At 50.6% G+C, this 24579-nt stretch carries 18 protein-coding genes and 1 pseudogene; 18 read left to right on the forward strand and 1 reads right to left on the reverse strand.

Translation table 11 applies throughout. From position 1 onward, the window contains the following. The first annotated feature begins 331 nt into the window (after positions 1-331). The 5 genes and pseudogenes from JI735_RS17780 (at position 332) to JI735_RS17800 (ending at position 6136) form a co-directional block, all read left to right on the forward strand. Positions 332-1534 (forward strand): extracellular solute-binding protein, encoded by a 1203-nt coding sequence (locus JI735_RS17780; RefSeq protein WP_051052142.1) that lies wholly within the window; start codon positions 332-334, stop codon positions 1532-1534. Positions 1535-1614: 80 nt separating this feature from the next. Then, positions 1615-2491, forward strand: a pseudogene (locus JI735_RS17785) (carbohydrate ABC transporter permease). A gap of 54 nt (positions 2492-2545) precedes the next feature. After that, a complete protein-coding gene (locus JI735_RS17790; RefSeq protein WP_020429503.1) occupies positions 2546-3460 on the forward strand; it encodes a carbohydrate ABC transporter permease in 915 nt (304 codons plus the stop codon). Between the two features lie 83 nt (positions 3461-3543). After that, a complete protein-coding gene (locus tag JI735_RS17795) occupies positions 3544-4965 on the forward strand; it encodes an alpha-N-arabinofuranosidase (RefSeq protein WP_202677663.1) in 1422 nt (473 codons plus the stop codon). A 208-nt stretch (positions 4966-5173) separates the two neighbouring features. Beyond that, positions 5174-6136, forward strand: coding sequence for a glycoside hydrolase family 43 protein (locus JI735_RS17800; RefSeq protein ID WP_039837993.1), 963 nt, complete (start codon positions 5174-5176; stop codon positions 6134-6136). 701 nt (positions 6137-6837) lie between these two features. Here JI735_RS17800 and JI735_RS17805 read toward each other — a convergent pair. Then, the gene (locus JI735_RS17805; RefSeq protein ID WP_039837992.1) at positions 6838-7371 is read right to left on the reverse strand and encodes a hypothetical protein; all 534 of its coding nucleotides are present in this window, start codon (positions 7369-7371) and stop codon (positions 6838-6840) included. 223 nt (positions 7372-7594) lie between these two features. On the opposite strand from JI735_RS17805, the gene JI735_RS17810 reads away from it, so the two are divergent. From JI735_RS17810 to JI735_RS17870, 13 genes are all read left to right on the forward strand, one after another. After that, positions 7595-10273 (forward strand): YhgE/Pip domain-containing protein, encoded by a 2679-nt coding sequence (locus tag JI735_RS17810; RefSeq protein ID WP_202676248.1) that lies wholly within the window; start codon positions 7595-7597, stop codon positions 10271-10273. A 149-nt stretch (positions 10274-10422) separates the two neighbouring features. Further along, complete coding sequence (locus tag JI735_RS17815; protein ID WP_039838716.1) at positions 10423-11820, forward strand: helix-turn-helix domain-containing protein; 1398 nt, start codon at positions 10423-10425, stop codon at positions 11818-11820. A gap of 343 nt (positions 11821-12163) precedes the next feature. After that, positions 12164-12559: a VOC family protein gene (locus JI735_RS17820; RefSeq protein WP_039838715.1), complete on the forward strand. Its 396-nt coding sequence runs from the start codon at positions 12164-12166 to the stop codon at positions 12557-12559. 278 nt (positions 12560-12837) lie between these two features. Further along, on the forward strand, positions 12838-13287 hold the full coding sequence (locus tag JI735_RS17825; RefSeq protein ID WP_051052248.1) for a DUF3888 domain-containing protein: 450 nt from the start codon (positions 12838-12840) through the stop codon (positions 13285-13287). A gap of 233 nt (positions 13288-13520) precedes the next feature. After that, a complete protein-coding gene (locus tag JI735_RS17830; protein ID WP_039838714.1) occupies positions 13521-13931 on the forward strand; it encodes a GNAT family N-acetyltransferase in 411 nt (136 codons plus the stop codon). A 335-nt stretch (positions 13932-14266) separates the two neighbouring features. Next, positions 14267-15601, forward strand: coding sequence for an erythromycin esterase family protein (locus tag JI735_RS17835; RefSeq protein WP_039838713.1), 1335 nt, complete (start codon positions 14267-14269; stop codon positions 15599-15601). 208 nt (positions 15602-15809) lie between these two features. Next, positions 15810-16475 (forward strand): SGNH/GDSL hydrolase family protein, encoded by a 666-nt coding sequence (locus JI735_RS17840; protein WP_202676249.1) that lies wholly within the window; start codon positions 15810-15812, stop codon positions 16473-16475. A 743-nt stretch (positions 16476-17218) separates the two neighbouring features. After that, on the forward strand, positions 17219-17878 hold the full coding sequence (locus JI735_RS17845; RefSeq protein WP_039838710.1) for an SGNH/GDSL hydrolase family protein: 660 nt from the start codon (positions 17219-17221) through the stop codon (positions 17876-17878). A gap of 18 nt (positions 17879-17896) precedes the next feature. Then, complete coding sequence (locus tag JI735_RS17850; protein ID WP_202676250.1) at positions 17897-19726, forward strand: sensor histidine kinase; 1830 nt, start codon at positions 17897-17899, stop codon at positions 19724-19726. Beyond that, the gene (locus JI735_RS17855; RefSeq protein WP_039838706.1) at positions 19713-21338 is read left to right on the forward strand and encodes a response regulator; all 1626 of its coding nucleotides are present in this window, start codon (positions 19713-19715) and stop codon (positions 21336-21338) included. Before JI735_RS17850 ends, JI735_RS17855 begins: the two co-directional genes overlap by 14 nt. 136 nt (positions 21339-21474) lie before the next feature. Further along, entirely contained in the window at positions 21475-22107 is a 633-nt protein-coding gene (locus tag JI735_RS17860; protein WP_202676251.1) for a hypothetical protein, read from the forward strand. Between the two features lie 62 nt (positions 22108-22169). Continuing rightward, a complete protein-coding gene (locus JI735_RS17865) occupies positions 22170-23567 on the forward strand; it encodes an ABC transporter substrate-binding protein (RefSeq protein ID WP_039838704.1) in 1398 nt (465 codons plus the stop codon). 106 nt (positions 23568-23673) lie between these two features. Continuing rightward, a complete protein-coding gene (locus JI735_RS17870; protein WP_020429624.1) occupies positions 23674-24576 on the forward strand; it encodes a carbohydrate ABC transporter permease in 903 nt (300 codons plus the stop codon). Positions 24577-24579: the final 3 nt, after the last annotated feature.

A 24579-nucleotide genomic window follows, 5' to 3' on the forward strand; every position in this document is an offset into this window, starting at 1 on the left:
CGATTTTAATTCAATATAAACTAAATACAAATGAGGGATTACGCGCGAAAATAGCGGTTTATTCTGCTAATGAGCTTATTTTTTTATTTTATTTTGTATAAATATAAATAGGTTTAGATATTATTGTTTACAAGGTGCCCTTTGTATGCTATTTTATACCTGTAAGCGAATACATTCAAATGTTTTTTAATTATTTAATGAATGTGTGAAAGAAGGCGTCCGAGTTAATTGTTTGCAAAAACATTTTTGTAGATGATTCACTAAAATTATTTCATTAGGAGGAGAAAGTGTGAAGAAAAAATGGGGGTTTTCAGTATTAGTACTTGTTCTAATGTTATCAACGTTATTAGCGGGATGCGGGGAAGACAACTCCAAGACGATTACCTTCTGGACTCCGCTAACCGGTGATGACGGTGCCTATATGGACCAGCTTGTTAATGATTACAATGCCACTAACCCGGAAATTAAGGTAAAGCATGTCATCACCTCTGATATGTACACCAAGCTCTCCACAGTGCTGAATTCGGGCAAAGGTGTTCCGGACTTGACTATTATTCATGCTGACCGTGTTCCGGGCTATGTCAAGCAGGGGGTGCTTGAGCCGATGACGGCAGTAACCACCGCCCAGCCTGAGATCAAACAGGAAAATTATCTGCCGCAAGCCTGGTCAACAGGCACGATTGACGGCACTCAATATACAGTACCTCTCGATATCCACAGTAATGTTATGTATTACAACAAGGATTTGCTTAAGAAATACAATGCGGAATCCTTCCTCGACGATAATGTGGTGACAATTGATGAAATGCTCTCTCTGCAAGGAAAGCTGGATGAAGGGGATTATGTTGTTAATGATGCGCTGCTGGGCTGGGTCATCCTTGCTCAGATTCAGGACCTCGGCGGAGACATCCAGGAGAATGGCAAGCCTGCCGTGAATACTCCGGTGATGAAGCAGGCATTTGAGAATGTAAAAAAGATCAACGACGCGGGCTTGATGACGCCGTTTGGCGAAGACGGATACCTGATGTTCCAATCCGGGAACGTATTGTTCTCTACGGACGGGACCTGGAGTTCTACGGCACATGCCGGGGTGGAAGGTTTGAATTTTGGAGTAACCAATGTATATTCGCCTACTGCGGATAAGTTCACCAACAGATCGTCCTCGCACCTGTTCTCGATGATGAAGAATAAAGACAGATCCGAAGAAAAGGTCGCGGGCATCGGCAATTTCCTGGAGTTCATCCGCGAGAATTCCATCGAGTGGGCTAAAGCGGGACAGATCGTAGCCAGTAAGCAAGTCAATGAAAGTCCTGATTTCAAAAATTATATCCAATCCTTCTTCACCTCCAATGAAAAAGAAGTTGAATCCCTTTACATTTACACTTACGAATATTATCCGTATATTGCGGAAGCCGTAGATACGTATTGCGGGGATATTGTACGCGGCAATGTGGATATTGATGAAACCCTCCAGACGATGCAGAAATTTGTGGAGGATAAAATCGCCGAAGGAACGGGCGGAGCAGCGAAGTAAACGAAAAGCGGAAATGATTGCATGGAGCAATGGACCGCCATCCGGAGCATTGCTTCATGCCAAAGGAGAAAAGAATGCCTATGAAAAAGAAACTGAATCTCGCGCCTGCTTTCTTTGTAGGTCCACATGTCATCTTATTTGCTGTTTTTATCCTGCTGCCAACCTTTTACGGAATTTATGCTTCCTTCACCAAATGGAATTTGATGAACGAGCCGGTCTGGGTGGGCCTCGACAACTATAAAACCATTCTTTTTGACAGCGGCTCCACCTTTCACACGCAATTCAACAACGGGCTTAAGAATACATTTATTTTTGTTCTGCTCAGTGTCCCGCTGTTAATCGTGATTCCGCTGCTTGTTGCTGTAGCACTTGAACACAAAAAAGTCAAAGGGAAAAGCCTGATCCAGTCCATTATTTACGTTCCGGGACTGATTTCCATATCTGCGGGAGCGCTGATCTGGCTGCTGCTGTTCAATAAGCAGCTTGGGATGGCCGGCAATGTTTTTGGATCGGATGTTTCCTGGCCGGCTAACCAGCCGTATGCCTGGATACTCATTATTATCATCACGATCTGGGGGAGTCGGCGGCAACATGATTATTTACCGTGCCTCCATAAGCGGCGTATCGCAGGATTTGTATGAATCGGCAGAGATGGACGGAGCCGGAACGATACGCAGATTTACGAGCATTACGCTGCCCTCCATCCGTTTCCCGCTGATTTACACCTTTGTCATGACCACAGCAGGGGCCTTCAATGTATTCGGTCAGCCGCTGATGATGACAGACGGGGGACCGCGCCAGAGTACGCATGTGCTTATGATGTATATCCGCCAGCTGGCGTTCGGCAATGGAGAGTCCATTGCGGGTATGGCGTCCGCTATGGCAGTGTTGCTGGGACTGGTCATACTGGTCATCTCGGCTTTGCAATATTACGTCATGAACCGGAATGCGGCTTAATGTTCGGCAGGGCAAGGAACCAGTAATGGAAATTGAAAAGGCAGGTGTACCCGTATGTCCAATCAGGTGGCGCAGCAATACGATAAACGCCCCCGCTTCAAAGAGCAGGGCACAGTAAAAAGTAAAAGCCCGGGAATCAGCATCTCAAAGTATATCTCTTATCTGTTTTTGATCGTGCTTTGTATCATTTGGATCATTCCCGTGGTCTTTGGCATCACGACTTCCTTCCGTTCCCAGTCTGAGGTGGTTTCCTCCGGGTTCAGATTATTCCCCAAGGAATGGATTTTTGACAACTATGTCGCGATTTTGGAGAATACCTCTACCGCACCGATTCTGCGGTGGCTCATGAATTCGCTGTTTATTGCCTCCATGCATACCCTTCTGGTGGTTGTGGTCATCTCCATTACCGGCTATGGCTACTCGCGGATGAAATTTAAAGGCAGAGATACGCTCTTTTTTACGTTGCTCGGCATCTCATTTTTTCCTGGTGTGGTGAATCTGATTCCCTCATACAAAATTATTGACGCATTGGGCTGGGTCAACACCTCCTGGGCCATGATTATCCCGGGACTGGCGGGCATGGGCAATATCTTCCTGGTCCGGCAGTTCATGAACGGAATTCCGAAGGACCTGGATGAATCGGCTCACGTGGACGGTGCGGGTCATTTCCGGATTTATTTCTCGATCATTCTGCCGCTGATCAAGCCGGTATTGATTGTATGCGCCTTATTTTCCTTCACCGGATCATGGAATGACTTCCTCTGGCCGGTAATTGTGTTTACAGATGTGGACAAAATGCCGGTTACAGCAGGGTTATTGCTGCTTCAAGATATCTATGGAAATTACCGTATGATTGGTCAGCTGATGGGTTCAGCGGTTCTGGCGATTATTCCAACTTTGCTGTTGTTTCTGTTCGCGCAGAAGTACTTTGTCCAATCCATCAATCTGAATTCAGGCATTAAGGGTTAAAAAAATAGAGACAGCCAAGGAGAGAGAAACGATGACTACAAAAGCTAGAATCCTGTCGGATATGCCAAAGAGTAAAATAAAATATTTACGGGCACTTTGCAGAGCATCTGGGCAGATGTATTTACGAGGGCATTTGGGTAGGCGAGGATTCGCCTATTCCCAATACGGACGGTATCCGTAACGACGTGATTGCTGCGCTGCGCAAGCTCGATATTCCCGTGCTGCGCTGGCCGGGCGGCTGCTTCGCCGATGAGTATCACTGGAAGGACGGTATCGGCCTTCCAGAAACCCGCAAGCGGATGATCAACACCCACTGGGGCGGGGTCGTCGAGAACAACCATTTTGGCACGCATGAGTTTTTCCGGCTCTGCGAGCTGCTGGAATGCGAGCCGTACATCTGCGGCAATGTAGGCAGCGGTACCGTGCAGGAGATGTCCGAATGGGTGGAATATATGACCTTTGACGGTGAATCCCCGATGGCGGGACTGCGGGCTGAGAATGGGCGCGAGCAGCCTTGGGCGCTGAAGTATTTTGGCGTCGGGAATGAGAACTGGGGCTGCGGAGGCAACATGCGTCCGGAATATTATGCGGACCTGTACCGCCGCTACCAGACCTATGCGCGCAATTACGGGGATAACAAGCTCTACAAAATTGCCGGAGGCGCCAATGTGGACGATTATAACTGGACGGAAGTGCTGATGCGGGAAGCCGGACAGTACATGGATGGTCTCAGTCTGCATTCCTATACGATTCCCGGCAGCTGGGAAGAAAAGCGTTTTGCACTTGGCTTCGACAACGGCGAATGGTTCGAGACCATGAAGAAATCCCTCCATATGGATGAGCTGATTACCCGCCATTCCAATATCATGGACAAGTATGATCCGGAGCAGCGGGTAGGATTGATTATAGATGAATGGGGAACCTGGTTCCTCAGTGAGCCGGGAACAAATCCGGGCTTCCTGTATCAGCAGAATACGCTGCGCGATGCATTGGTGGCAGGGATTCACCTGAATATTTTCCAGAATCACAGCAAGCGGGTACAAATGGCCAATATCGCGCAAATGGTTAACGTATTGCAGGCGCTTATCTTAACCGAAGGCGACAAGCTGCTGCTTACCCCTACTTACCATGTTTTTGACATGTATAAGGTGCATCAGGATAACGAGCTGCTTGAGGTGGTTATGGAGAGTCCGGTGTACAGCATGGGCGGGGAGTCCATTCCACAGCTTAGCGTATCTGCATCCCGGGATGAAGCCGGCAGGGTGTACATTTCCCTGTGCAATTTGAGCCATGAGGACAGCGCTGGACTCCGTATTGAACTTGCCGGAACTTCGGCTGGAACAGTGGCCGGGCAGATCCTGACCCATTCCGATCTGAATGCGCACAATACCTTCGAAGCCCCGGCAACCGTTGCTCCGGCTATTTTCGAAGGTGCTTCGCTGAAGGACGGGGTGCTGGACTGTCAGCTTCCTCCGGCATCCGTAGTTGTCCTGACCCTAGAATAAGAGAAATATATAAGATGAACTTGGAAAATTCATAAAAGGGAAGAAGTGCGGAGGAGAAGTTTGGATACTTACAGAGCGGTAGCGTCCGCCTGAAAGCTTTCCGTAGGAAAGCTCGCTTCGGAAGCATAATCAGTCACCGGATTTCAACCGCTAAAGGCGGTTCAAATCAAGAAATGTTCATCTTATATAGATAAAAGGAGAAACCATTATGAGCAGGAAAAAAGAATACAGCAATCCGCTTGTGGAGCAGCGTGCGGACCCGTGGATCTATAAACATACGGATGGCTATTATTACTTCACAGCTTCGGTGCCCGAATATGACCGGATCGAAGTGCGCAGGGCTGCAACCATTGAAGGACTAAGAGACGCTGAACCTGTCGTCGCCTGGCGCAAATATGAGACGGGACCGCTCAGTGCCAATATCTGGGCGCCCGAAATCCATTATATTCACGGGAAATGGTACATTTACTTCGCGGCGGCCCGGACGACGGAGACGAAGGAGGGGCTGTTCGATCACCGCATGTATGCGCTGGAGAACGAATCGGCGAATCCGCTGGAGGGCCGCTGGGTGGAGAAAGGCCAGGTGAAGACGGCCTGGGAGTCATTTGCTCTCGACGCGACGGCCTTCCAGCACAAGGGAGTGCTCTATTATGTATGGGCGCAGAAGGACCCGGATATTCCGGGGAACTCCAACCTGTACATTTCAGAGATGGAGAACCCGTGGACCCTGACCGGCCCGCAGACGATGATCGCCAAGCCGGAGCATCCCTGGGAAATCATCGGCTTCAGCGTTAACGAAGGCGCAGCGGTGCTTAAGCGGAACGGCAAAATCTTCATGAGCTTCTCAGCCAGTGCGACCGACCATAATTACTGCATGGGACTGCTGACGGCAGATGAGGACAGCGATCTGCTGGATGCCGCTTCCTGGAGCAAGCACCCTGAGCCGGTATTCCAGACGAGTGAAGCGAACGGACAATTTGGTCCGGGGCACAATAGCTTCACAGTTAACGAAAACGGGGAAGATGTGCTGATCTACCATGCCCGCAATTACAAGGAAATTACCGGTGATCCGCTCTACGACCCGAACCGCCACACCCGCGCCCAGGTGCTGGAGTGGAATGAGGACGGTACGCCTAACTTCGGCATGCCGGTAAAGGACGGCAGGGAGTAAGATCGGCGTGCTGGTAAAGGATGGCAGGGAGTAAGGTTACCAGTTGCGGCCTCATCATTTTGCAAAATGAATAGCTAAACGGCTTATGATTAGTGTCCCGGCTTCCCTGATAAGGGGAGCGGGACACTTTTTGCTTTGTTCCGGAGCAACTCTATCCTTTGTGCGTATGGCTAAAGGAACTGAAATCCTCGGTGTATGGTTAAAGTAACAGAGAAGCAGCTTTAACCCTAAGCGTGTGGTTAAAGGAACTGAGAAGGAGTTCTAACCCTGGCGTACGGTTAAAGTAACTGAGAAGTAGCTCTAACCCTGGCGTACAGTTAAAGTAACTGAGAAGTAGCTTTAACCCTAGGCGTACGGATAAAATAACCTAGAAAGAAGCAGTTTAACCCTAAGCGTGTGGTTAAAGTAACTGAGAAGCAGCTCCAACCTTCGGCTTATGGCTAAAGTAACTGTATTTTGTGCAACTAAAAAGAGCTGTAATAGATATGTTCGAACTTTAGCTGCAGTTTGTGCAATTAAAAATCGCCTGCAGCCCACTCTTAGCCCTTTTCAACAAAAATAACTGTACAAAGTGCAATTAAAACCTATTGGACTGCCAAAAGGCAGCTTTTAACTGTACGAAGTGCAATTAATGCTGTAAAGCAAAGCAAAACAAAGCACCGCCCGAAGGGCAGTGCTTTTTGGTGTTCGGACTCTGAAGATTATGGAGTGTACTGCTGTACGATCGAAGTAACTTTGCCAGCCTGGATTGTGATGTGGTAAGGGGACTGGCTCAGGTCGATGATGCCGGTTTTGGCGAATTCGCTGATGAACTTATCAAGAGATATGTGCTCATTCCAGTTGATATCCAGATCCTCCATGTGCCCGGTATGATCGTAAATTTGCATCGTTACCGCAGCATTATCGGCAATGGGATAGGAAGTAAGCGAGTCACTGTCATTTACGATATAGTAGCCGTCCGGCGTACCGCCAAGCTCTGCCGCTGCGTCTGGCTCCCGTTCGGCAAAGATGCGGTCGGCTTCAGCGCCTTCATACCATTCGATCTGGTCGGCGGTCATGACCGTATGTCCGTCTTTGGACTTCAGCGCGTGTATGTAAACCGTCAATTCCTGACTTTGGCTTATATCGCCGCTTTGCGCTTCTGCGCGTGTACCTACTGTACTTGCCGTAGTCACAAGGGAGAGGAACAGCAGAACCAGAGCAGGAAACAGATAAACCGATTTTTGTTTGAACATGTTAGAATTCCCCCTTGGTATAAATATGACACGGTATACGTCTATATACCTAATTACCCTTCGCAGTATTTCTCAAACGGGTATTATACCTCTATAAACGTAGATCGCGAAAAAATGTTGCAAAAAGTTTCGGGCCTGTGATGCGGGAAAGTAAGGGAAGTAAAAAGAACTGCTCCAGGGCATATTAAACTATTCAGATTACAGTATAGAGGTGTGGTGAAACATGGCGGCAGTGTGGCGGATTTATAAAAAAGATTGGGCGGGCCTGTTCAAAGCACCGGTGGCCCTATTGTTGATAGCAGCACTCGCATTGCTTCCCTCGGTCTACGATTGGGTGAATGTCGCTGCGGTATGGGACCCCTACAGCAATACATCCGGCATTCCAATCGCCGTGGCCAGTGTGGATCAGGGAGCTGCAGTCGATGGCAAAAGCTTCAACATCGGCGATGAGGTGCTGGAGAGCCTGCGGAGCAACAAATCGCTGGGCTGGCGGTTCACGGATGTTAAATCGGCGGAGCACGGGGTGCAGCGCGGGGATTATTATGCCAGCATCGTCATTCCGGCAGAATTCTCACAGCGGATGGCGGGGGTTCTCGAAGGGGAACTTGTGAAGCCGGAGGTGGATTATACCGTAAATGAAAAAATCAACGCGATTGCGCCCAAAATTACGGCGAAAGGGGCTTCTACGATTACCGCGCAGATCAGTGAGCGGTTCACGGAAACCCTCAGCAGCACGGTGCTGACGGCCCTCAGTGCCATCGACCGCGAATTCCAGGCCGAGCTGCCGGTTATCCGCAAGGTGGAGCAGGGGTTATTCCAGCTGGAGGCAGGCCTGCCGGAGATTGAACAGGCAGGGAGGCTGGTGCTCAAGCTGCAGCAGGACTGGCCGCAGCTTGCGGATTCGGCCGGAAGGATTGCCGCGCTTACGGATAAGCTGCCGGAAGTGGAGCAGGCGGGCAAGGCGGCCGAGCTGCTCGATGAGCACTGGGGGCAGATCAGCGATGCCGCGGGCAGGCTGCAGGAGCTGCAGGGCAGGCTCCCGGATCTGGCCCGCGCGGCGGAGCTGCTGTCCGGCCTGGATGCCGGCTTCAGCCGGGTCGGGGAGGCCCTGGACCGGGCCTCGGACAGACTGGAGGAGGCCGGGAAGGTTGTTGCTGCGGCTGCCCGGGCTCTGCCGCAGACCGACCGGATCGCGGCAGCGGGGCCTGCCTTCGGGCAGGAGCTGCAGCAGTATCTGGCGCAGAACCGCGCGGCTTTCACCGCGGTTCCGCAGGTGCTGCAGCAGAATCTCCATCTGCTGCAGCAGAATGCCGACAGCGCAGCGCTGCTGGCCAGCCAGCTCGCGGAAGGCACCGCGCCGCCGGACGCAGCGGCGGCTTCCCGGCTGCAGCTGGCCGCTGACCGGCTGACCGCCGGAAGCGGCGCGCTGCAGCACACGGCGGCTCTTTTCGCCGCCTTGAACACCCTCGCGCCCGGCACCGTGCCGGGCAGCGAGTTCCGCGCCCTGGCCGGGGCGCGGGCCTCCTGGGCCGCCGGCGCTGCGCAGGCGGCCCGCCTCGCCGCCGCGCTGCGGGACGGCGGCGGGCTGGACCCCGCTGCGCTGGCGCAGCTTGGCGGTGATTCCGCCAAGGGCGCAGCAGCGCTGGGCGGAATCCTCGCGCGCTACAGCGCGGAGGGGCAGTCTGCGCTGCAGGGCACGCTGCAGCAGCTGACAGCCGTGGCGGGGACCGCCGCCACGGCCTTGCAGCAGGCGCCGCAGCGGCTGGCGGCGCTGAGCGCGGTGCTGGATGAAGCGGGAACCGCCATCCAGTACGGGCAGACCGGCCTGGCCGCCTTGCGGGACAAGCTGCCCGCGGCAGCGGGCGAGGTCAGCGCGGCGGCAGCCGGCATAAGCGGCAGGCTGGCAGCGTTCACCGGCTTCGTGACGGATGTGCTGCCGCGCATTCAGAATGGGCTGCCTGCTGCCGGGGAACACATTCATGCGGCGGCTGAATTCGCCCGGAAGGACCTGCCGGGGGCGGAGGAGAAATTCCGCCGCGCGTCAGCGTGGATCACCGCCGGTCTTCCCCGGGCAGACCGGGGGGTGAACCGGGCGGCCGAGCTGGTGCGGAATGATCTTCCCGCCCTGGAGCATGCTGTCCGCCGCGCCGCCGATACGGTCCGCAAGGTCAAGCGGGAGGTCAACCTGGAGGAAATCGCCCAATTGCTGGGCGGGGATATCAAGGGCACCAGCGATTTTCTGGCCAGCCCTGTGGTTCTGAAGGAAAAGGCGCTGTATCCCATCCCCAATTACGGATCGGCGATGACACCGTTTTACGTAGTGCTCTCCTTGTGGGTAGGCGGCACCCTGCTGATTTCCCTGCTGCGGACCGGTGTGGATACCGGTGGTATCCCATACCGGCGGCACCAGCTGTATTTTGGGCGCCTGCTGACTTTTCTGACCGTAGGCATTTTTCAGGCTCTGATAGCGGTATTGGGCAATATGTATTTGCTGAAATGCTATGTTGCCGACAAGCAGTGGTTCGTGCTGTTTGCCGTCCTGATCAGCATCGTTTTTGTGACGATCGTATTTACACTGGTCTACGTCTTCGGCAATCTCGGCAAAGGTATAGCCATCGTGTTCATGGTGCTCCAGTTCTCCAGTTCGGGCGGGACTTTTCCGATCAGCACCACCGGGCGCTTTTTTCAAATCCTGAACCCGTTTATGCCCTTTACCTATGCCATCAGCCTGCTGAGAGAAGCCGTTGGCGGCATACTGCCGGAGGTAGCTGTCCGTGACGCTCTGTATCTGGTTCTGTTCGGTATGCTTGCCCTGGTGCTGGCGCTTACCCTCCAGAAGCCGCTGGAACGGTTCATCCGGCGTGCGGCAGAACAGGCAGAGGCGTCCAAGCTGATCTCCTAAAACCCTGGCCTGATCCTGGAACACCTAATTCTTTCCTGTCAACCTGTGTTCAACCTGCCAATGAACATTGACCTGTGCCATAGGAGAACCTAAGATATAGGAATATCTGGATTATCGTTCAAATATCTGGTTCTTAGGACGGTGTTTGTTTGCAATTCAAAAATACAATACAAGCAAAACTTGACGTTTACTTGAAGAGAGAAGGCATCACCATCAATCAATTTGCCGGAATATCGGGTGTGAACTCCGGTACGCTCAGCAGCATTATTAATGGGAACCGTCCCGTTGCCGTGAAGCAATTGGACCGGATTACAGCGGGAATGGGACTTCCCGAAGGTGAATGGTATGAATTATATATAGATGAATATGTGGTCAACTCCACCCCTGACTGGCGGCGGCTGGGACCCTTTCTGCAGCGCTGTGCGGAGCTGGACAAGCTGGAATGCATCCGGCAGGTAGTGCGGACCATTATGGATAATATATCCTATGCCCAGGCGGTATTTGAAATGGGGGAGGAATGGTTCGCGCAAGGCAAACGCCGGGCTGCTGCGCTGCTGTACGAAGGCGTGGCGGAAAGTGAGAAGTATCAGCATTCAGAGCGGCTGGCCTTATGCCAATACCGCTTGTTCAAGATTGCGCTGGGACAAGACCAGGAAGCCAATCTGCGCGCGGCGGTGCATTTTGAATATTTTGTGGAACGTCTGGATGAGGCGGACCAGTTGAATGCACTGAAGGACTTGGCGAATATTTACGCTTCCTTGCACCGCTGGGATACAGTTGATTTTTTGGCGGAAAAAATGGGACACAAAGCGTCCATCCAGTACCACAATAAATATCATAAAGTCAGCCGCCGTGCAGCACATAAGGAAACCGCCAGACCTCTTTGCTTCTATATTCTGTATTCGTATCTGCTGCGATCGGCTGTTTGTGCTGAACACGGGGATTACGGACAGGCCCTCCACTATGTCTCGCGTTATTCCGATTTCAGCTGGGTCCAGGAGAGAACGGAGGAGGCCCGGCAGATCATGGAGCAGTTCAGGGAATGGGCTGAAGCCAATACATATCTGTACCGCCTGATGTCAGGAGAGACGGCTGTGCTTGCCGGCTATGTCGATTTTATCAGCACCAGAGAGAACGAGATCATTCCGGGCCTGACCAAAATCATGCAAGCGGCCAACCGCTTTGGCTTGAACGTGGATTCTATTATTGAGCGCTTCGAACCCCACGCGGGCTTGAAAGAGCAACGGACCCTGATGGGGAAACGAAATGTGCAGGTCACCGAAGATCAATATGCGGTTCTATTATATGAGCTGTCTGTATATTATTTAAAAACTCAAAGAGTTCACAGGGGGCTCGCTTATTTGCTTCAAAATCTGGACCTTTCTGTTAGAATGAACAGTGACAGCGCTATTGTTGGGTGTGTAGCATTATTTGAGCAGTACAGACATCTCAGCTCCGCCGAAGACCGGGAACGATATAAACTTCTAATTGGTGAGGTGCAGAAGACTGATGAAAAGAAAAGTGGCTCTGCTGCTGGCAATAGGTAGCATTGTTTTGGCTGTAGAAGCCCGGGCATTGGTGATGCAAACCGCTTCCGCCCATTCAAGCATTGAGCCTTTGACACATGGAATCGGCGCCGAATAGGTCTATGACTGAAGTAAGGTGATTTTGTCAGGCGGTTGATTGTTCAAAAGCAAACCAAGCCTCTCTTTCACAAGAGAGGTTTTATTGTATTCGGGGCATTACTTTTGCACCCGTGAACGGGATGGAGCTGATCCGGATACGGGAACCAAAGCAGGGGGCCATTTTGTCATTATTACAGGATGATGAATAGTACGATACTTACCTTGAAATAATTTGGAGATAAGTTAATGACAGGGGCTGAGCATTGTGGAAAATGGGAGAATCTTAGGAATCGCATATAATGTAATTCCGGTTAAAAATGTAAAAAAATCTGGAGAATGGTTTGTCAGTCACTTTGGTTTTAACATTAGAAACGATAGAGGGAATTATATAAGTTTATTCAGGGATAACCGTCCAATCATTGATTTAATTGAATCTGATAATGACACAAGGGCGGTTTTTGAAGTAAACGGACGGTCAAGGTGGGTTGTAACATTTTTTACAGATGATATTGAATCATTACACATGAGACTAACAACAGAGGGCGTTACTGTTAGACAAATCAGCAATGAAGGTATTTACGGAAAGTTTTTCGTTTTTGAGGACCTGGATGGAAACTTATTTGATGTATGGGAGCATAAAGATTGTGAGTTAATCTTTTAAGAAAGCAATCTAAGCTACGAGAATTAGGCGAACAGAATCTGACCTTGAAGTTAACATTGTTTATTGCAAGTAAGCAAACCCGAGAACGTCTGCATGCGGCAATTCCGCAACCGTCCGAAAGAATCAAAGAAGCTGCCACGAAACTGCATGGCATCGGGAACAATACGTGCCTTCGTACTCAAACATTTAGTCGACATCGGTATGTTAAAAGTGCCTGATGAAGCATTCATATTCAAAAATTGGACACCCTATCTGTAAACATGGATGAGGTGTAATCAATGATTATGATAAGAGTCATTATAGCTGTGGTTCTAACTGTGACATTGAGCCTGTCATCTCCCTTGCAATCAAACGCAGAAGCTAGTTATCGCGTTCAGGAGGACTCAGAGGAGCTGAGATTGCAGGATATGCTTTTGAATTTTTTAACTCCATATATTAATGATGCTGTCCGGGATTATTATCGACGTTTATTAGTGGAACCGCCGCTAGTATATCCATATTTCGTTAATGTGGTCGACTCAATGAGCATAAATGGGTTTCGTGGTTTCAACTTATCAATAACGCTCGATGTAACGCCTGTTGTCGGACCACATATTTCTGTCGGAGAAGACAGGTTAACGTTTCAAATCTCAGTGGGACCTGAGGTTAAACTGGTTAATTACACCCACTTAAAGAGTTATGGACTCCCTCCTCATTGGCAGAACATTTTAAAGAAGCCTGTGAAATAACTTCACTATCAAAGGTACAACTTCCTAAGGATAGAAGAACGACTTTTTGTATTACGCTAACGGGAAACAAAAGCTCAAACACGATAGGGCAGCCGGTCAGTAAACGTGATCGGCTGCTTTTGTTCAGCTAACGAGCAGGATAGTTTAATTAAAGACGTTATTTATTGTCCGTCCCCTATTGAGTTTTGTTAGAATATTATTAGATTTTTATGAGGCATAAAGGAGGGATCAAGTTGAAGATTGTCTTTGCAACAGACTCAGACTATGAATACATACGAAAACGTGACCATCATATTTCTGAGAGCTTAATACTGTCAAAAATAAAAGAAAATGAGATATACATTCTGCGCAGTCAGGATGAAAGCAATATCGGATGGATGAGGTATGGATACTTTTGGGACAACACCCCTTTCATGAACATGATTTGGGTCGATGAACAATATCGAGACAAGGGAGCAGGAAAGCAAGTTGTCTTCTTCTGGGAAGAACAAATGAAACAAAAGGGCTTCAATCTGATTATGACGTCCACTCAGTCAGATGAAGGAGCCCAACATTTTTATAGAAAACTAGGCTACAAAGATGCAGGATGTTTAATACTTGATACACAACCATTGGAAATACTCCTCGCAAAAAACTTAGGCTAACTAATCTGTATATAAAAGATATTAATGGTAATATTTACAATGGAATAAGGGAAATCAGTGGAGAACAGCATATGCAAGATGACGAGTTTTTCCAGGTCCCTGGTGAAAAGCATTTATATAAATAAACCCCAACAAAAGACTCCTCCATTGTGAACTGGCCCCGTCAAGCAGGCAGTTGTAATCCTTCAACTATAAGGATTGCAGCTGCTTTGTTTTTTGTATATACATAAGCATCGTAAGGTTTAATTAAGAATCTAGTAAGAAATAAGAGAATTTTAGAAGCTAAAATATATATATCTTAACAAACCAATTTAAAAGTATATCAGGAGGATTTTATGAAAAAAAAGATGGGTATCGCAATTGCTGCTTCTATTATCACTCTCACTAGTTTTACAGGAGGTACTTATGCATCTTCGAAAGCAGAAGTTTCTGTTACAGCCCCCTACAACACAAATCAGATAGCCGAACAGATAAAATGGTTAGAAGAGCATGCAAAGCCATTGAAGACAACGGATCCAACAGCATCTCTTCAGGATTTAAGTCCGCTTAAGAATATGATAGGAGCAGCTACAATTGTTGGTTTAGGTGAAGCGACGCATGGAGCTCATGAAGTTTTTACAATGAAACACCGCATTGTTAATTATTTGGTACATGAAATGGGCTTTAAGGCCTTAGTGTTAGAAGAGGGATGGGACAGAGCATTGGGACTCGACCGCTATGTTCTTACGGGTAAAGGGGACCCAAGCCAATATCTATCGCCTACATTTAACACGAAAGAAATCATAGATCTGCTTCAATGGATTCGCCAATATAATGCTGATCCAAAGCATAAATCCAAAATACGGGTCATCGGGATGGATATCCAAAACGTAAACGAGAGTGTTTATAACAATATCCTAGCGTATGTAAAAAAATACGATCCAAAACTTGCCACTCGTTTCGAACAAAAGATGAAAGGCCTTATTCCTGTAACAAAGGATATGGATACTTTTAGCGGCCTTAAGAAAGAAAAAAAGGAGCAATATGTTTCAGATGCGAAACAAATCAGCACTATATTAGAACAAAATAAAAATAAGCTGAATGGAAAATCCCAAGAGTTCGCATGGATCAAACAAAATGCCCGTATTATCGAGCAATTTACGACAATGGTGGCTTCTGAGAACCCGAAAGACTTTTATTTGAAACATGATATAGCCATGTATGAAAATGCGAAGTGGACAGAAGAACATGTAGGAAAAACAATCGTGTGGGGCCATAATGGACACGTTTCGAAAACAAATATGCTCCCTTTCGTATACCCTAAAGTAGCTGGGCAGCATTTAGCGGAACATTATGGAAAACGGTATGTATCCATTGGAACATCTGTCTATGAGGGACGTTACAATGTTTATAACAGTAACCAAGAATTTGGGCCTTATGGAACATTAAAATTAAATGACCCGAGTAGTTTTAACTATTCGTTTGGACAAGTCAATTACGACCAGTTTTTTGTTGATTTACGTAAGGCAAGCGGAATGACAAAAACGTGGCTAAACGAGCAGCATCCCGTTTTCGCTGGAATAACTACCGTAGGTCCAGATATCCCGACAACTATTGATTTATCATTAGGTAAAACATTTGACATCATTGTTCAAATTCAGAAAGTGAATCCGTCTCAACTGAACCGATAAGTTGTCGATGCGGATTCGTATTATTAGGTCAGCCAGATTTCTGGTTGGCCTATTTTTGTAGACATTATACGAAAAATCAGATATCTTGAGCCACAATACAATTGGATTGGGACGCAGATCATTGAAGAGAAGGCCAGGATCACGGTAGAATACGAATGGGTAACCGCAGGCGAATAACCACTAAATCATAATCAAAGGATGAGTATTCATGTCTACTTTTTCTGGCAAAAGCAAGGTTTTTCTATTTCAAGGAGATTCGATTACAGACGGCAACCGGGGCCGCGACGAGGACCCTAATCATATTCTGGGTCACAGCTATGCGTATATCATCGGCGGCAGGCTGGGCAATGAGCTGGCGGAGCAGAAGCCGGTATTCTATAACCGGGGCATAAGCGGGGACCGGATTTCAGATCTCTATGCCCGCTGGAATGAGGACGCAATCTATCTGAAGCCGGATGTGCTCAGTATTCTGATCGGGGTCAATGATCTCTGGAGAATAATGAAGGGCGAGCCCAGCGGGGTAACGGACCGTTTTGAGCGGGCCTACCGCCATGTGCTGGAGGAAACCCGCGAAGTGCTGCCGCAGACGAAGCTGGTGCTGTGCGAGCCGTTTATCCTGAAGACGGGAGCTCCGGCCGAAGCCTGGGACGAATGGTCGAAGCATATGACCCATTATCAGCAGGTGGTCCGTGCGTTGGCAGAAGAGTTTGGCGCGCTGCATGTTCCGCTGCAGGCCGCCTTCGCTGCGGCGGCGTCAAGAGCGGATGCCGCCTACTGGCTCTGGGACGGCGTCCATCCGACGCATGCCGGCCATGACCTGATTGCTAATGAATGGCTGAGTGCTGCCGGGAAGAGCGGAATTTTGAACGGTTAAGATTCTGTTGCACTTCATACAGCAGATTACTCCTAAATCAGCCTGAAATTAGAAATCTGTTGCACTTCATACAGCAGAATCTTGCGGAAGAGGTGTTTTTGAGCAGAAATCCGGAAATCAATTGCACCAAATACAGCAGAATGCGATTTCCGGCAGCATACGGTGCATTCTGCTGCACAAAGTGCAATCACACCGGGATTTCTCGGCAGGTGACTCATAGGTGATCTAGGCGCCTCGAAGGGATCCTGTAGGTGACACTCTAGCCGGTAACCGGAATTATGGCAGCGCCCGCGGGGGACGTGTATCCTGACCTGTCCGACGCCCATCTCCATTATTCCGCCCAGGATGGAAAGTTTCGGGTCAAGTGCGCCGGCATGTGAACGCTGGTTGTAACATGCGAAGGGACCGCATTGGAATGTATCATTGCGAATAGTATCGCCACCTTCGAGAGAAGCCGGGCAGCGTTATTTGCTGCATTTTGCAGAAGGCGCTGACAAATAAGCTTACCGGAATAGCAAGGAAATAAGAGCGTCCCTTATTGTTGGAGGGGGGCTCTGTTTGGTTTGCCGCCATTTTTCGGAGTGAAGCGGAGCACCCACTGAATCCCGGATTATATATGTTTGGAATACAGATAAAACAACATTGCAGTTCTTTTTATGTTGACTTCAGAAAAAGTAAGAGTAACATGGGGATAGGCCGGCAGCCTATAAACCTAAGTGATAATTTTGATAGGAGGCATATTTGTGGACAGTATCAGATACAACTACAACCATTATTTGCAGGATATGAAGGAAGAACTGGGCAAGCAATGGCCCGATAACCGCACACTGAATATCGTTTGCCACGGGCACAGCGTTCCGTCGGGATATTTTGCCACCCCCGTTGTTGATAGCTTTAACGCTTACCCCCATTTGCTGCACAAGCAGGTCAAAGCGCATTATCCGTATGCTGTGCTGAATGTGATTGTTACCGGCATTGGCGGAGAAACCTCACTGTCGGGACGGACTAGAATCACCGGGGATGTACTCGGCCATCGTCCGGATGTAGTGACCATTGATTACGGGTTGAATGACCGGGGAATCGGACTGTCCGCTGCTCAGGAGTCCTGGAAGGAAATGATTGAGCTCCTGCTGGACAGGGAAATCAAGGTAATCCTGTTGACACCAACCTGGGATCGGTCGTATGGTACAGGGGATGAGAGCTGGTTGTCCCTGCAGCAGCATACGGAGCAAATCCGGCACCTGGCGCAGGAATACAAGGTAGGGTTATGCGACAGTTTTGCAGCTTATCAGTCGTATGTGGACGCCGGAGGCATACTTGAGGATCTGTTGTCCTATGTGAATCATCCGAATGCACGGGGGCATGCGCTGGTTGCCGGGGAGCTGGCGAAATTTCTGCTGTAGGAAGGGGAGAAGGCATCCATGAAGCTTCTGAGACAATGGGGCGGCCTGATCTGGAGCAAGTGGAGTGAACGTTTTTATCAGGTGTCCATCAAGCAGCGGGTGCTTATCTCCTTTATCGTATTGATAACGCTGTCAATCAGCGCCATGGGCGTTCTGACCTACCGGATAGCCGGGAAGGAAATTCAGAATAATGCGTTTGATACCAGCAAGGAGACGGTGGACAAAACCCTGCAGCTGCTGGACTACCGGCTGAATGATGTGGCGATGTCGGTCCAGTCCCTGATGCTGAGCGATGCCTACAGGCAGATGATGATTGATGTGCAGGCTCATGATGTGACGAACTATTATGTTCATTTATCCGAAATGCAGTACGTTCTCTCGCAGGCCACCTTCAATGAGCCGATGATTGAGAACGTTCTCATAGCGACGCCGATCGGCGACTTTTATTCCACCACCCAGGTCCGTGCGCAGGATAACTCGTTCTACGGCTCGGAGCTGTACGACAACAGCAAAAAAAGCCCCGGCGGTTACTGGGCCAAAGGCCATTACGACCGGCTGTTCACCGGCAGCCAGCGGGTGGTTTCCTTTGTCGTGCGGGGGATTTATGAGAATACGCCTATTACCAACGTCTTCATTGTGGTCAACCTCAGGGAGAATAAAATCACCTCACTGCTTGGTCAGGGCACATCCGGAAATGACCGGAAATATCTACTTCTGAATACGGAAGGAGAGACGGTAGTACAGACAGGCTGGCCTGCCAAGGGGGAGCCCCCAAAGGACCCGGAATTTCTGCAGGACAGCACGGCGGACAGCGAGGGCAATTTCTTTTATCCTTTTGACGGTGAGAATTATCTGGTCAACTATAAGCAGTCGGCGGTTGCGCCGAACTGGATTCTCGCCGGGATGCAGTCCAAGGATCAGGTGTTGGGACAGCTCAAGGGTGTGCAGCGGGCGGTTTTGTATGTGATTCTTGTCTTTCTGCTGACGACGTGGTTTTTCTCGAACAAGCTGACGGCTGCACTGCTCCGGCCCTTGTTCAAGCTGAGCAGGCTGATGCGCCGGGTGGAGGAGAACCAGCTCAGCGTTTCTTTTGAGAGTAAATATAACGACGAAATCGCCCAGGTGGGGTTTCAGTTCAACCGGATGATGACGGAGATCAAAACGCTGATCGAAGATGTGCGCCAGAAGGAAAAAGGCAAACGCCATGCGGAGATCCGGGCGCTGACTGCGCAGATGGAGCCACATTTTCTGTACAACACGCTCAATACGATCTACTGCAAATCCGTGATGGGCGAAAATGATGATGTTAACGAGATGATCCTCGCTTTATCGCAAATGTTCCAGCTGGGGCTTGGCGGCGGCCAGGATCTGATTACGCTGGAGGACGAGCTTTCGCATGTGCAGCAATATTGCGCCATCCAGCAAAAATGCTATGAGAATCTGTTCGAGTATCATGCCGAAGCCGAAGAGGAGGAGCTTTTGTCCTTCCCCATTCCCAAAATACTGCTGCAGCCGCTTGTAGAGAACAGCATCCAGCACGGGTTCTCGGACCGGCGGAGCGGCGGCTGCATCCATGTGCGGATTTCGCTGGAGCAGTCCATGCTGCATATTGTGGTGGAGGATAACGGCAAAGGCATGGATGCCGCCAAAGTGGAGCAGGGAATGGCCAAACGGGAGATTTCGAAAAAAGGCTATGCCCTGGTCAATATCAGGCACCGGCTCCAGCTGTATTATGGCGATGAGGCACGGATGGAGCTGTCCGGCCAGGCGGGCGTGGGCTCGCGCACAGATCTGTGGATACCGCTTAGCCCGCTGAGGGAAGAGGGAGGAAATTATGGAATATCCTGAAGCGAAACCAGTTAAAATCTGCGTTATCGATGATATTAAAAGTGTGGTGGACATGATCACCCGCAAGCCGCAATGGCAGGAGTACGGCATCGAGGTGGCCGGCACAGCGCTCGACGGGGAAGAAGGGCTGCAGATGGTCCGGGAAATGAAGCCTGATATTGTGCTTACAGATATCCGCATGCCGCGTATGGACGGCCTGGAGATGACCCGGGCGATTCTGGAGTTTGCCCCGCACTGTAAAATTATTATTCTCAGCGCATACTCGGAGTTCTCCTATGCCCAGCAGGCGATTCGGCTTGGGGCGATGGATTTTGTCAAAAAGCCCTTCTCGCTGGAGGAGATAGTGAACGTCGTGCTGAAAGCCAAGGCGCTGTGCCTGGAGGAACGCGAAGAGCAGGAGAAGATCATGGCCATGCAGGCCCAGATCAAAGAGAGCCTGCCGATTCTGCGCCAGGAGTATTTAACCTTCCTGATGCAGCACAGGACAACGGAGTCGAGTGCGAAAGCCCGCTGGGAGTATCTTGGCATTCCGCTGGCGCAGGAGAATTTCACAGTGTTTATCGTGGAGATTGACCATTTTGCCGAGAAATACGGCCGCCAGCCGGTGCAGGAAATCGAGCTGATCCGCTTCAGTCTGCAAAATATACTGGAGGAGACGATCCAGGCCTGGACACAGGGAGTCATCTTCCGCGAGGCGACGAACCGCTATGTCTGCATCATCAACGGGGGTGACCCCCATGCTGCCGGGCTGATCACGGAAGCCTGCTGTGCGAATGTCAGCCGTTATTCCCGCTGCACGGTCTCGATCGGGGTGGGACTCTGCGTGGCTGCGATCCATGAGCTGGCGGATTCCTACGCACAGGCGCTCAGCGCGCTGGCGTACCATTTCTATACCGGTGGAAACGCTGTGTACAGTTACGCGAGCATCGTGCATAAACCCCGGGCCGCGAGCCATTATTCCGTTACCGCCGAACAGGAATTTCTTTTTGCACTGCGTTCAGGCAACCGTGAGAAAAGCCTGCTGGTGCTGCAGCAGATTTTTGATGAGCTGCTGCAGCTCGACCCGCTGCCTGCCCCGCAGTATGTGGAGAACATCGGCTACGAGCTGTCCTTCAAAATCTGCCGGGTCATGCTGGAGCTGTTCCCCTATGAGAAGGTCCAGCCGCTGGAGCAGCAGGTGAACCAGCTGAAGAACCGCCTGCATCCTTCACTGCAGGAGATCCGCTCCCTGCTCGAAGGATTATGCGCCGAGGCCTGCCGCTGGATTGAGGAGGAGCGTTCGGTCGAATCCACCCGGATTATCCAGCAGGCCAAGGCCTACATTTGCGCCAATCTGCACACCAGCCTGACGCTGGAGCAGGTGGCGAAGCAGATCAACCTCAGCCAGGGTTATTTCTCGAACCTGTTCAAGAAGGTGTCAGGCATCTCCTTTCAGCAGTTCGTCATGCACGAGAAGATGGAAAAGGCCAAGACCATGCTGATTGAAGGGATGCAGGTGCAGGAAATCGCTATGGAGCTCGGCTACGAGCACCGCCGCTACTTCAGCGAGGTGTTCAAGAAATACACTGACATGACCCCGTCGGAGTTCAAGATTTCTTATCTCGGCAGGTGAAGTAAAGCGGCAGCCATGCAGGTTGCTTGTGCAAGCGAAACCAAAGATAGTTTTACCTCTCATTTTGTGTTGCAGCGTGTGAGAGGGGAAATCAAAGGTAGTTTCTCTTAGAACGTTAGCATGGAACGTCGGTTGATTGCACGGAAACAACGGCAGAAATGCCGTTGTTGGGTGCGTCGCAGCGGGAAAAGGCGGAAACAACGGCAGAAATGCCGTTGTTGGGTGCGTCGCGGCGGGAACAGGCGGAAACAACGGCAGAAATGCCGTTGTTGGGTGCGTCGCAGCGGGAACAGGCGGAAACAACGGCAGAAATGCCGTTGTTGGGTGCGTCGCAGCGGGAACAGGCGGAAACAACGGCAGAAATGCTGTTGTTGGGTGCGTCGCGGCGGGAACAGGCGGAAACAACGGCAGAAATGCCGTTGTTGGAGGCGTCGCAGCGGGAACAGGCGGAAACAACGGCAGAAATGCCGTTGTTGGAGGCGTCGCAGCGGGAACAAGCGGAAACAACGGCAGAAATGCCGTTGTTGGACATGCTGCCGCCAAGAGAGCTGCCGCCAAGAGCGCTGCCACCTGGCGCCGCCGCTGCGCCATTGCCAGCGAGCCAATGCCGCCGGGCGCAGCGAAGCCCCCGGCGGCCCAGCCTGTTTCAATGTACGAATCCACAGGGATGGACGATCCGCTGATGCTGCGGGGTTCATCCCCGTTTGGCATGGAGTCCAGCAAATTTCTGCCCTTAATGTGGGTTTACCCGCATTATGCAGATGCATAGCCTGCCCTATAATCAGGGTGTAAGGCAAACACAGCTTTGAACATTTAAGGGGGCTAACAGAAATGAAGAAACAACTGCTTCTGACTTCACTAAGCGCGGTACTGGCATTCGGCCTGGCCGCTTGCGGCAACTCCAATACCGCTGAAAATTCCGGAGAGGCCTCAAACGCGGGGAAAGCATCAGACGCGGGAGCGGCATCGGGCGAAAAAACCAAAATCACTTACTGGACGGGTGACCGCCATGACGCTGAATTTGTGAAGGAGAAGGTAGCCGAATTCAACGAAACGAATACCGACGGCATTGAGGTGGAGCTGGTTGTCAAGGGTGACGATTTCGATACTGCACTGGACCTGTCCTTCCAGACTGCCGACTCTCCGGATGTAATCCGGGTGAAGGAGAACACCATCGGCACCTTTTATAAAAAAGAGTATCTCGCTCCAATCGATGAATATCTGTCAGATGACATGAAGGCGAAATTTCCGGAGATGACGGATCTGAACACCTTTGACGGCAAACGCTACAGCCTGCCGAACTACGGGACAACCATGCGCCTGATCTACAACAAGGATCTGTTTGTCAAAGCGGGGGTTACGAATCCGCCGACCACTCTGCAGGAATTGGTGGATACCGCCAAGAAGCTGACTGCTGCGGGCAAAGCGGACGGCGCTTACGGCTTTGCACAGAATTTCAAAAGTCCAGCCAGCGCATTTGGGCGTTCGGCCCGCGTCATTGCTGAGATGAGCGGGTTCGGCGGCTTTGGTTATGATTTCAAGACAGCGCGTTTTGACTTCAGCGGCTTCAAGCCCATTATTGAGGCCTTCAAGCAGATCAGGGACGACGGCAGCATGCTGCCGGGTGTGGAATCGCTGGATATCGACCCGCTGCGGGCACAGTTTGCCGAAGGCAAGATCGGGATGTACCTCAGCTTCTCCTCAGAGCCTGGGGTCTACAGCACACAGTTTCCGGCCAAAATCGACTGGGCTGCGGCACCCGCTCCAACGATTGACGGCAAGGTCAAGGGCGCTTCCGGCTTCCTCGGCGGACAATGGCTGGCTCTGAGCTCCAAGTCCAAGCATAAGGATGCTGCCTGGAAGTTCATGGAGTACATGTACAGCGATCAAATGCTGACAACCTATCAGGAAAAAGGCTTTGGCATCTCGATGGTTCCTTCCATCAGCGCTACAGCCAAAACCCCGGAGGTCAACGGTATCGAAGGTTTCCTGCCGAACCAATATGACGGTGTATGGCCGGTATATCCATCGGTGGCGCCAGAAGGCATGAAATCAGATGACGCTTTCTTCAAATACATGCTGAACGGCGGAGATTTGGATGCTGCCATCTCCGATCTGAACAAGCGCTACAACGCTGCACTGGATGATGCGATCAAGAATGACGGCCTGAAAGCAGAACCGGACCCAAGCTTTGACCCGGCCGCGCTTGCCGGCAAATTTGCCAAATAGTTAAGCCAAGCTAATTCAAGCGGTTTATAGAGATGACCTGGGGAGGGGATTATTCCCCCATCCTCACCGGTCTGCTGTAAGACAGGAAAGGAGCCTGGAAGAACCCATGAACAAATCCAAGAATGCCGCGTTTGCCTACAGCTTTCTGCTGCCGAGCGCACTGCTCACGCTGGTGCTGGGAATTTACCCGATTGCCTGGGCATTCCGCTACATGTTCTACAACTACAAGGGCTATGGAACAGCCCGGTTCATCGGCCTCGATAATTTTAGCCGGATTTTGCGCGACACAGAGTTTTGGAACTCGGTCGTGAATACATTTGTGTATGCGGGGGGCAAGCTGCTGCTCTCGATCCCGCTGTCCCTGCTGCTGGCAGCGATTCTGAACCGCAAGATCAGGGGCAGACAGCTGCTGCGGGCAGTCTTTTTTATGCCTACGGTAATCAGTACAGCCGTCATGGCTGTGGTTTTTTTTACCATCTTCAACTCCTATAACGGGATTCTGAACCAGTTCCTGATCAAATTTAACATTTCATCCTCCGGCATTGACTGGCTGGGTCCGAAGCATGCCATGCTTACGGTCATTCTGGTAGCGGTGTGGGGCGCTGTCGGCAACTATATGCTGCTGTTCCTGGCCGGACTCCAGAATATTCCCGAGGATGTTTACGAGAGCTCTTCTTTGGACGGAGCCAATAAAATACAGCAGTTCCGCTTCATCACCCTGCCGATGCTCGGACCTGTGCTGCAGATGGTCATCATGCTGGCAATTATCAATGCGCTGAAGGGCTATGAGAGCATAATGGTACTCACCGAAGGCGGTCCTGCCGGTAAAACGGAAGTAATGTTCCTTTACCTGTATAAGCTGTTCTTTCCGGTCGGCGGCAGCGCAGCCTCTACCCAGGTGCAGGAGTTTGGATATGGCAGTGCAGTCGCGTTCGTGTCTGCAGTCATCGTGGGAATGATATCGCTGATCTATTTCTACGCCTCCAGACGAATGAATCGGATCGATTGAGGA

The sequence above is a fragment of the Paenibacillus sonchi genome (assembly GCF_016772475.1).
GTDB classification, from domain to species: Bacteria; Bacillota; Bacilli; order Paenibacillales; family Paenibacillaceae; genus Paenibacillus_AQ; species Paenibacillus_AQ sonchi.